This is a genomic window from Flavobacterium sp. ALJ2 (genome assembly GCF_015594725.1).
Classification (GTDB): Bacteria; Bacteroidota; Bacteroidia; order Flavobacteriales; family Flavobacteriaceae; genus Flavobacterium.
In genome coordinates this window covers 1-682 of record NZ_JADNRC010000058.1, presented here as the reverse complement: position 1 = coordinate 682, position 682 = coordinate 1, and the positions used below count along the sequence as shown (strand labels likewise).

Annotated in this window: 1 pseudogene; it reads right to left on the bottom strand. The window is 34.5% G+C overall.

The window, feature by feature from the left end:
- Positions 1-682 (bottom strand): annotated as a pseudogene (locus IUY40_RS19200) (DUF2235 domain-containing protein); the annotation flags it as partial.

The window sequence follows — 682 nt, the reverse complement described above, 5'->3', positions numbered from 1 at the left end:
CTGTTACTGTTCTTATTTTATTCGCTCTTGGTTCATGCCCCGTTTTGTCTGTGGCCGACCAATGCAAATTGGTGTTAATGAGTATTTTTTCATTGGCAAAATCAAGATACTTTGTATAAGATATGATTTGTGTGTAATCTTCGGTATCTTTTACAGCCTGTATGTACGCTTCCAGTTTCTTTTTTACATAGTTCAAAATATGCTCTTTATCTCCTGCTTTTTCAGGTATTTTAAATTTTGTACTTAAGCTATCTATATTAAATCCCGCACCTTTTTCTTTAGCAAACCCACACATAAAGTGTAAGGAAAGAAAACTGTACCTCTGGTCTATATAGCGAGTCCCTTTGTATATAATGTTATAATTGTCTGTAGTCATTATATATTTTAACTGATCTGGTTTGTACCAGCCACTCTCTACCAACTCTTTTTTGTGTTTTTCTTTAAAATATTCAAATTGTTTACTTCCAGCCCCGTACTTTATTACTGTAGCTATACCTTCTTTATTCATTTTAACCAAATGGGTCTGCTCATAATTTCCATTTTCATAAGCTCCACCTATGTCACAGTGACAGCCGGGTAATATGTATTGAATACCTCTAGTTGTGGCACTATTAATATTGGTCAGGTTAAAGTTTTTACGCCATTCATGACCCGCTGCTATTTGCACTACATTTTTGACAGT